This is a genomic window from Methanobrevibacter arboriphilus JCM 13429 = DSM 1125 (assembly GCF_002072215.1).
GTDB classification, from domain to species: Archaea; Methanobacteriota; Methanobacteria; order Methanobacteriales; family Methanobacteriaceae; genus Methanobinarius; species Methanobinarius arboriphilicus.
Window position 1 is genome coordinate 18,290 of sequence record NZ_JXMW01000024.1, and the last position, 9,746, is coordinate 28,035.

Genomic DNA, 9,746 nt, shown 5'->3' on the forward strand with positions numbered 1-9,746 from the left:
AGAGAGTTTATAAAAATATAAAGGTTAAAAATATGTCAAAACTATTTATTGTTGGAATAGGCCCTGGTTCTAAAGATTATCTAACTGAAAAAGCAAAAAATGTTGTTAAAAATGCTGATATTACTATTGGAAGTTGGAGAGCTATTAATATTTTTGATGATATTGGTGAAGTTATAGGTTTAGATGTTAAAGATCTTCAGGAAAAGTTAGAAAATGCTGTAGATTTAGCTAAGAATGGAAAAAAAGTTTGTGTACTTTCAACAGGAGACCCTGGTTTCTCAGGAGTTTTAAAAACTATAAAAAAAATAGCTGAGAATAAAAACTTTGATCAGAATAGTATAGAAGTAATACCTGGAATTAGTTCACTACAATTAGCAGCAGCTAAAAATAGAATATCTTGGGATGAGGCGAATATAATGACATTTCACGGTAGAGAAAACATTTCAGATATTTTAAATGTTATTGATAATGGACTTCCTACAATTGCACTACCATCAAAAAGTGTTAAAGATATGGTTAAGTTTTTACTTGATAATGGAATAGATGAAAATAGAAAAGTAACAATATGTGAAAAACTTAGTTATCCTGAAGAAAAAGTTATTACAACAAGTTTAAAAGAAGTTTTAGATAGTAATTTTAGTTATATGTGTGTTATGATAATATATTAGCATTTAAAAATAATAAAAAAAAATTAAAGATAGAAAAATATAAAATTAATAATAAAAACCTATAAAATTAAAGATAAAAAATTATAAAAATAAAATTAGTAATACTTTATAAAAATAAATTATATAAAAATAAAATTTTATAAAAATATTTATTATAATAAAAATATCCTTAATAAAAATTATATTATTATAAAAATATAATGAAAATATAATAAAAATATAATAAAAATATAATAAAAATATAATTAAATAGAAACAATAATCTTATTCCATAAATATAGCTGGTTTATACGGCATTGCATTTTTAGCCTTGTTTTGTGGATCATAGCTATCATCAGTATGAATAATTACTTCAGCATCTACTTCTTCAGATATGAAGTCTAAAGCATCGGACAATACATCATACTCATCTATTTTTCCTATATATCTTGTTTTTGTAATTTCACGACCAACTTTTTTAGCAACATCAGCTATTTCTTTTTTATTATCGTGAATGTTTTCACCTATAGCTTTACCCATAATTTGGCCAATATCTGGTTTTCCAACATCTGCAGCTATCCTATATAATAACCATTTCCAATCAGGAGCTAAATAAACATGAATCTTTTTAGGAACAACATCAACGATCTTTTTAATTTCATTTATATCTTTTACAATTGACTGAACCATTTCTTCAGATTTTTCTATTACTTCACTTGGGATACAGCTATCTGCTTGGAGGTTTAAAGTTGGAGTGCACTTCATTGGGAAGTATTGATATTTAATAGGCCATTCAGCTTCAGATACAAAACCTTCACCACCATATTTACTCCATAATTCTTCAGAACTGTGTGGTGTAAATGGTGCAAGAATTCTAATCCAAGACTCTAATATTGAAGATAAAACAAAGATAATTGCCTCATCAGGATCTTCTAATAAATGTTTTGTACGGTACATATAATGATCAACATCTTTTTTAAGAAGGAAGAGAGAATCTTGAAGAGCTTTTCTTGTTTGGAAACCTTCAAGAGCATTAGTTGCATCATTTATCCTTATGAATAGCTGATTCATCATCCATAGGTCTATTTTACGGGTTAAATCAACTCTTTCAATATTACTTAAATTTAAAGGTGATTTTTTAATTGATTCAATTTTTTCTGCAAAATCAAAGAACCAATCAAGTCTTCTTTTTGTACCAACAACCTCTTTTTCTCTCCAATCAAAATCTTGCCATGGTTCAGCTGAAGACATTAAAAACAATCTTACAACATCAGCACCATACTCTTCAATTGCATCACTAAGAAGTATAACATTTCCTTTAGAGGAAGACATTTTGTTACCTTCAAATAAACCCATACCAAATACAACCATTCCTTTTGGCCAATTTTCAGGAGGGAAAATAGCTGCATGATGGAACATATGAAAACTTAAGTGATTACCAACTAGATCCTTAGCTGAAAGTCTCCAATCCAAAGGATACCAATAACTAAATTCATTTTGAATTTCGTTTATAATATCTTCATCAATTTTAAGCTTGAAATCGTCAATATCAGCACCAATACTATCTAATTGACTAGTATTAATCTTATTAGTGCTTATATCATTATCAATATTTATATCATTATCAAAAAATACTTTTTCAAAAAATGCATCATTCAAATCATTAGGATTAATATCTTTCAAATATTTAGCTATTGTATAATAAGACATATAAATTGTAGAATCTGTTAGTGGTTCTATTAACCATTGTTTATCCCAAGGAAGTTTAGTTCCAAGCCCAATTCTTCTAGAACATGCCCAATCTTCTAACCAGCCAATATAGTACTCAAGATTTGATCTAACTTCGTTAGGAATTATGTTTTCATTTCTAAGTAAGTTTCTTGTTTTTTCTTTCCATTCTTCATCAGAATATTTAAGGAACCATTGATTATCCATTATTTTAACTACACATTTTGTACCACATCTACATATTACAGGATGTTCTGCAAAATCATACATTATAGTAGCTTGATTTTTAGAAATCATATCCTTTTTAATGTTTTCACGAGCTATTGAAACACGTTCACCCGAATAAATAGGAATGTGATCACTAATGATTCCTTTAGAGTGTTCAACTTTATATAATTCATTGGTAGCTTCTTCTAATTTAGGATCTTCCTGAGTTTTAACATTTAATCTTTCAATCACATCACGAGCTGGAATTTCACTGTATTTTTTAAGAGTTACAACATTTAATGGCTCTATTTTATTTACTATATTTTCTAACCCATATTCTTCTAAAAGTTCATTATTATTTTTTAAATCTTGAAGTGCAATATAATCTGCAGGAGCATGACCTGGAACAGAAAATACAGAACCACTACCATATTCAGGATCAACAAAACTAGCAGGTAATAAAGGATGAGGCTCTTTAGTCACAGGATTTTCAACATAAGTTCCTATCAATGGTTTTGGGTCAATAGTTCCTATTATTTTTAAATCTTTTATTTGATTAGATATGTTATCATATGCTTCTTTACTAATTATCCATGTTTCCCCATTGGTTCCATCTTTAGAAGCATCACTAATCACTTCGATATATTCAATATCTGGATTTAACCATAGATTTGTAGAACCATAAATAGTCTCTGGTCTAAAAGTAGCTGGAACTAAATATTTAACATTAGAATTACTATTACCATTTCTATTAATTTCATTATTATTTTTACCTAATAGTTTAAATTTAAGAAGAGTTAATTCATTTACTCCAACACCTTCCCCTTCTAAGAGGTCATGATCTCCAACAGGATTATCACAATGAGGACAATATTTAACAGGATGATTTCCCTTCCTTATTAAATCCATTTCTTTTAACTTTCTTATTTGCCATTCAATAAATTTTTTATAGGTAGGATCAGTAGTTCTAAACTCTCTTCTCCAATCTATTGAATAACCCATATCATTCATTACATTATGATATTCAGTACTAAAATATTTTACAATGTATTCAGGATCTTCAAGCTTTGGAATCTCAGTTTTTGGAACTTTATGAACCTTTTCATATAATTCAAGAGTCCAAGGATCTTTATCCTTTATCCTACTAGCAATTCCAATCACAGGAGCTCCGGTAACATGCCAACCCATAGGAAACAACACATTATATCCCTGCATTCTCTTAAATCTTGCATAAACATCTGGAACTGTGTATGTCCTACCATGTCCTATATGCATAGCTCCACTTGGATAAGGATAAGCTACTGTTAAAAATATTTTTTTTCTTTCATCATGATCTGCTTGAAATAGCTTTGATTTTTCCCATTTATCCTGCCATTTCTTTTCCATCTCTTCACTCACTTGATCACCAGTATAATTTGAATTAAATTAAATTAATTAAACTAATTAGACTAATTAAACTAGATTAAATTAAATTAATTGAATTAGATTAAAATATAATTATAAATTATGAATTAGAAAATTATAATTATAACTATAATTTAGAAATTATATAAAAATTATAATAAAAATTGATATCATATATAATTAGTATATTATCATATTAATAAATTTAAATTAAATAATTATGGTTATGATAATAAAATAAATATTACAAATAAAAAAGTAATAAATATCTAAACCAAATTAAAAAATTTTAATCAATCGATTTCATCTTTTATCCATTCTAAATATTTTTCAGCAACATTTAAAACAGGTAATGCTAAAATACAAGGATTATCATAGCTATGAACACTACTTACTAAATCAAATATATTTTCAACATTTTTTTCTAATGTTTTAAGAATGAGAATAGCCTCATTATCATTTTCAAGGTTTCCTTCCCACCAATATGTAGATTTCATGTTAGAAATTACATTAGAACAAGCAGCTAACCTTTCTTTAACCACTAAATCCCCTATTTTTATAGCTTCTTCTTCGTTACTTGTAGTAACATAAATTAGTACCATCATTTTTTCACAACCACAAAAATTATAAAAATTTTTAACGATTAAAACTATTTAAAGTATTAAAATTATTAGAAATATTAAAATTATTTAAATTAATATTAAAATTATTAAAATTATTAAAGATTATTAAATTATTAAAAAAATAATAAATTAAAAATAATATTAAATTCAAAACAATTTCTTTTTTTCAAATGGGCTTGGAGGAAATTGTAACTTGTGTTGATTATTAGTAATCTTATCACGAACTTTATTGATTTCCATATTAGAACTATTCATTTCCTTTAAGATTTCTTCATTAGTTAAATTTTTATCTACTATTAGATAGAGGAGCTGATCCAAAACATCATAAGTTAAACCAATTTCATCTTCATCAGTTTGACCTATCCATAAACCTGCTCTTGGAGGTTTATTTATAATTACATCGGGAATATTCCAGTCCTTAGCTAATTTCCTTAACTGTGTTTTATAAATATCTCCTATTGGTTCAAAATCACAAGCTCCATCACCATATTTTGTAAAATAACCAATCAATAATTCACTTTTATTACCAGTACCAGCTACAAGGCAATTTTTCATGTTTGCAAAATAATATAACATAGACATTCTAATTCTTGCTTTAAGATTACCTTCAGCAGACTTATTTTCAAAAGAATTTGAAACTTCATTATAATTAGTTAAATCAGATGAAGACAAAACAGACAAATCAGACAAATTACTTGAACCAACTAAATCAGCTAAATCTAAAAATTCACTAGTTATTGTATCTATATAAATTTCTTTATAATTAATACCCAATATTTCAGAAACAAGCCTAGCATGTTCAGTGTCTTCTTTTGGAGTGGTTGAACTATATAAATGATAAGAATATATTTTATCTTTACCAATGGCTTCCTTTGAAAGGAAAGCAACAACAGTTGAATCAATTCCACCACTTAAACCGATAATAATTCCATTGGTGCTTGATTTATTAACTATTTCCCTTATAAAATTAACTATTTCCTCTTTAACTACTTCTGAATTGATTTTTGGTAGCATCATATAATCACGAAAAATTTATATTATAGTATATATAACTTATCTTACTATAATATTCACTTAATTTTTATATTAAATTTTTTATAAACTTTATAATTTTATAAATTTTTATTATAAATTTTCAAATAAATTAGTTTTTAAAAATAGTTTTTAAAAATTAAATATTTTTAAAAGTTAAAATAAGAAATAATAAAAAAATAATAAAAATAATAAAAAATAGAAAAGTATTTGGAGGAATAATAATGGGATTTAAAGATTTATTCACATTTAAAGAAGGTCAAACAACATTTATATTTGTAGGAGGAAAAGGAGGAGTAGGAAAAACATCCATATCAGCAGCTACAGCGATTTGGATGGCAAATCAAGGAAAAAAAACATTAGTTGTATCTACTGATCCGGCCCATTCTCTTTCAGACTCACTTGAAGCACCTATAGGTCATTCCCCAACCTTAATTATGCCAAACTTGTATGCAGTTGAAATTGACCCTGAAATAGCTATGGAACAACAACAAGCAGAGCTTGAAAGTAAAAAAAGCTTAGCTAGTGGTGAACAAGCAATGGGATTAGATTTATTAGGTGATCAACTCGACCTTGCATCTTCAGCCCCTGGTGCTGATGAAGCAGCTGCATTTGAAGTTTTCCTTCAAGTAATGACAACTAACGAATATGATGTAGTGGTATTTGACACAGCTCCAACTGGTCACACACTTAGATTCCTTTCATTCCCTGATTTAATGGATTCATGGGTTGGAAAAATGATTAAAGTTAGAACAAAAATTGGTGGTGTAGCTAACACATTTAAAAACTTAATTCCATTTATGGGAGATGATGATGAAAATGATATTCAATCCACAGCTGAGTTAGAAGAAACTAAAAGAAAAATCAATGAAGCTAAAAAAGTAATGTCTGATCCTGAAAGGACAACATTTAAGATGGTTGTAATTCCAGAAGAAATGTCAATATATGAATCTGATAGAGCCATGGAATCATTATCAAAAAATAATATGACTGTTGATGGAGTTGTTGTTAATCAAATTATGCCAGATATTCAAGATTGTGATTTTTGTCAAGCTAGACATAAAATACAACAAAAAAGGCTTGCTTTAATTAGACAAAAGTTTTCACACCAAACAATAGCTGAAATGCCATTATTTAAAGAAGAAGTCAAAGGAATAGAAAAGCTAAAAGAAATGGCAGAAGTTCTTTATGAAGGAAAAACCCCGGAAGATGTAGAAAAAGATGCTATATTACTTTAAATTGAATAATTTTAGTTTAATAAATAAACTTAATAATCTTATTTAAAATTTAATAAATATTAAAAATTAATAAGTATCAAAATTTAATGAGTATTAAAATTTAATAAGTATTAAAAATTAATAAATATTATTAAAAATTAAGATGAGAATATTAATAATATTTTTATAATATGAAACGATAAATATACTATAATAATATTATCCTGATTATATAATATACCTAATAATTTAATTTTATAAATATTAGAGGGGAATTGATGAAAAATATGAAAAATAGAATTTTAATTATTTCAATTATTTTAGCAACATTATTCTTATCTGTTAGTTTTGTATGTGCAGAAGATGTAGGAATATCTGACAATAATACTACAACCAATCAAACAAATAATAATACAATTAATCAAAACAATAATACTACAGGAGGAGGAAATTCTACTATAGATAATTCAAACACTTCTATAAAAACACCTAAAAAACCTTCAAAAGTTTCTCAAAGTAGTGTTATTGCTGCTTCAAAAAAAGTCAAAGCTTATGCTGACAAATATAAAAAGTTACCCAACTATGTTACTATTAGTAAATATAAATTTTCAATGCCTGAATTTTTTTATTTAATGTCAAAAACTATCAGTTATAAAAATAGTAAAATAAAGTCTAATGTAGTTGTTAAATATAATATTAAAAATCCTAGTAAAGCTTCAGGAAAATGGGTGAGAGGTAATATATATTCTTATTATTACTCAATATATGCAAATAAAATAATTAAATATATTAATAAATATAATAAAGCGCCTAATTATTTAGTAACTGCTGGAGGCAATAAATTACAGTATCAATCAAATATTTATTTGTTTGCATATGCATTAAGTAAAACAAAGACTAAGCTTCCTTATTATGTTACTATTGATATAAAATCAGGGCATCCTATAAATAAATATATGCCTTATTATAATAGGAATAAGCCAGTCAGCAAATTATTAGGAAAAGATATTCGAGGCTATGTAGAGCTATTAGGACCATACGGAAACCTTGATTCAAAAATTAAGATAGCTTATATTATAGGTATGCATCCATTAGAAAATAATTCCCATAACACTCTTTATAAAACTTTAATTAGCTCTAAAAATTTAAAATATGCTTATTATATTTATAAAATAACTGTTACTCAAAATCCTAAAGATTATGATAAGGGGAGGATGAATGGTCAATTGCTTGCTCAAAAATATATTCTACCAAACATTAAATTGAATAAATATAACTTAGTTATAGATGTTCATTCAAATCAAGGAACAAAAAATGGTGGAAGTTATGAAAAAACAAATTTCATATTTGCTCCAAAAAATAGTGCTTCATCAAAGGTAATTGCAAATAAAATAATTAAGAAAATTCCAGGACTTTCTTATTATTATCCTAGCTCTCAAACAAGCCCACCATATTGTACTGAACCACTAGTAAAAGCAGGGATTAAAACAATAGTTTATGAAACATACTTATATGAGTCTATGAGTACTACATTAAAATATATTAAGAAATTAATATCAGAAGTAGATAAATTAAGTCTTTAGTTTTTATTTTTAATTTTTGTTAATATTTTATTTACTACTTCTATTTTTTATTATATTTTTTATATTAAAAATTAATAAATAAAAAATTAAAATTGATTTCTTCTATTTTGATGCATTTTTCCATGAAAATTGCCTCTAAAACAAAAATCATTATTAAAATCATTATTCATTTTTCTATTATGATAATTTTTAAATCTATTAAAACAATCACTTCTAAATGTTGAATAACCACTATCAAAATCAGAATTAAAGATCCTGTTTAAAATTCTATCAATCATATTTTTAGTTTCTAGAACTTTAGAATTACTGTTTTTGTTTATATTATTATCATTATTAATTTTAATAGAGCTAACAACTAAATCTTTTATATTGCTCATTATTTCCTCTTTATCTGAAGATTCAAGATTATTATAAATTAATTTTTCCCATTCTTTATCAATTTTTCTAATTTCAGAAGCTATATATTTTCCATAAGAGGTTAATGATATTTCAATATGACGTTTTTCTTCTTCTTTATCTAAAACATATTTTTTATCAATTATTCCTAATTTATATAATTCAATAAAGGATCTTGCTATAGTTCTATCATTCATGAATAAATATTTAGCTAAATCTCTTTTAGATACATGTTTTTCTCTATCAAGCTCAACTATTAAAGGAATTTGATCCATGTTTATATTCAAATCTTCAATTCGTTGATTTAAATACAAAGCATATGCTTTATTTGCTATAGTCATGAAATTTGCTAGAGATAAATCTTTAAACTCGTTTTCATCAATTTCTTCATTAAAAAACATTTTTATGCCTCATTATTTTTATTTAAATAATTAAATTTTAGCTATCAAAAAAGATAACTGTTACCCTGGGTAACAATATAGTATTTGAATATTAAACTATATAAATGTTACCCACGGTAACAATAAGATTATGATGTAAAATAACTATGACTATAACTATGATAATAAAAATAGTATTTAATTTAAAAACAGTGCAAATATTGAAAATAATAATAAAAATACTTAAAATAATAATTAAAATAGTATATAAGAATATAAAGGAATAAAAAATATTAAAGCTAAAAATGATAATTAATTAAAATAATTAAAATAATTAAAATAATTAAAATAATTAAAATAATTAAAATAATTAAAATAATTAAAATAATTAAAATAATTAAAATAATTAAAATAATTAAAATAATTAAAATAATTAAAATAATTAAAATAATTAAAATAATTAAAATAATTAAAATAATTAAAATAATTAAAATAATTAAAATAATTAAAATAATTAAAATAATTAAAA

General features: G+C 25.0%; 8 protein-coding genes. 3 read left to right on the forward strand and 5 right to left on the reverse strand.

The genetic code is table 11. The annotated features are described in order from the left end of the window. Positions 1-32: 32 nt before the first annotated feature. Positions 33-668, forward strand: coding sequence for a cobalt-precorrin-7 (C(5))-methyltransferase (locus MBBAR_RS08580; RefSeq protein ID WP_080460947.1), 636 nt, complete (start codon positions 33-35; stop codon positions 666-668). Between the two features lie 264 nt (positions 669-932). Here MBBAR_RS08580 and leuS read toward each other — a convergent pair whose 3' ends face one another. The 3 genes from leuS to MBBAR_RS08595 all read right to left on the reverse strand — a co-directional run bounded on the left by leuS (position 933) and on the right by MBBAR_RS08595 (position 5,623). Beyond that, positions 933-3,980, reverse strand: a complete 3,048-nt coding sequence (gene leuS / locus MBBAR_RS08585) for a leucine--tRNA ligase (RefSeq protein ID WP_080460948.1) — start codon at positions 3,978-3,980, stop codon at positions 933-935. A 299-nt stretch (positions 3,981-4,279) separates the two neighbouring features. Further along, entirely contained in the window at positions 4,280-4,591 is a 312-nt protein-coding gene (gene cutA / locus MBBAR_RS08590) for a divalent-cation tolerance protein CutA (RefSeq protein WP_080460949.1), read from the reverse strand. Between the two features lie 165 nt (positions 4,592-4,756). After that, positions 4,757-5,623 (reverse strand): NAD+ synthase, encoded by an 867-nt coding sequence (locus MBBAR_RS08595; RefSeq protein WP_080460954.1) that lies wholly within the window; start codon positions 5,621-5,623, stop codon positions 4,757-4,759. A 242-nt stretch (positions 5,624-5,865) separates the two neighbouring features. Here MBBAR_RS08595 and MBBAR_RS08600 point away from each other — a divergent pair, with 242 nt between their 5' ends. After that, positions 5,866-6,879, forward strand: a complete 1,014-nt coding sequence (locus MBBAR_RS08600) for an ArsA family ATPase (RefSeq protein WP_080460950.1) — start codon at positions 5,866-5,868, stop codon at positions 6,877-6,879. A gap of 257 nt (positions 6,880-7,136) precedes the next feature. Beyond that, the gene (locus tag MBBAR_RS08605) at positions 7,137-8,441 is read left to right on the forward strand and encodes a pseudomurein-binding repeat-containing protein (RefSeq protein WP_080460951.1); all 1,305 of its coding nucleotides are present in this window, start codon (positions 7,137-7,139) and stop codon (positions 8,439-8,441) included. Positions 8,442-8,527: 86 nt separating this feature from the next. Here the strand turns inward: MBBAR_RS08605 and MBBAR_RS08610 are convergent, their stop codons facing one another. Both MBBAR_RS08610 and MBBAR_RS10475 read right to left on the reverse strand, forming a co-directional pair. Continuing rightward, positions 8,528-9,238, reverse strand: coding sequence for a MarR family winged helix-turn-helix transcriptional regulator (locus tag MBBAR_RS08610; RefSeq protein ID WP_080460952.1), 711 nt, complete (start codon positions 9,236-9,238; stop codon positions 8,528-8,530). 278 nt (positions 9,239-9,516) lie between these two features. Continuing rightward, the coding region (locus MBBAR_RS10475) for a hypothetical protein (RefSeq protein WP_211272928.1) at positions 9,517-9,746 on the reverse strand (230 nt) is incomplete at its 5' end.

Excerpts from the sequence above, each read along its gene's own strand:
- MBBAR_RS08580 (WP_080460947.1), top strand. The coding sequence starts at position 33 with ATGTCAAAACTATTTATTGTTGGAATAGGCCCTGGTTCTAAAGATTAT.
- cutA (WP_080460949.1), bottom strand. The coding sequence starts at position 4,591 with ATGATGGTACTAATTTATGTTACTACAAGTAACGAAGAAGAAGCTATA.
- MBBAR_RS08595 (WP_080460954.1), bottom strand. The coding sequence starts at position 5,623 with ATGCTACCAAAAATCAATTCAGAAGTAGTTAAAGAGGAAATAGTTAAT.
- MBBAR_RS08600 (WP_080460950.1), top strand. The coding sequence starts at position 5,866 with ATGGGATTTAAAGATTTATTCACATTTAAAGAAGGTCAAACAACATTT.
- MBBAR_RS08605 (WP_080460951.1), top strand. The coding sequence starts at position 7,137 with ATGAAAAATATGAAAAATAGAATTTTAATTATTTCAATTATTTTAGCA.
- MBBAR_RS08610 (WP_080460952.1), bottom strand. The coding sequence starts at position 9,238 with ATGTTTTTTAATGAAGAAATTGATGAAAACGAGTTTAAAGATTTATCT.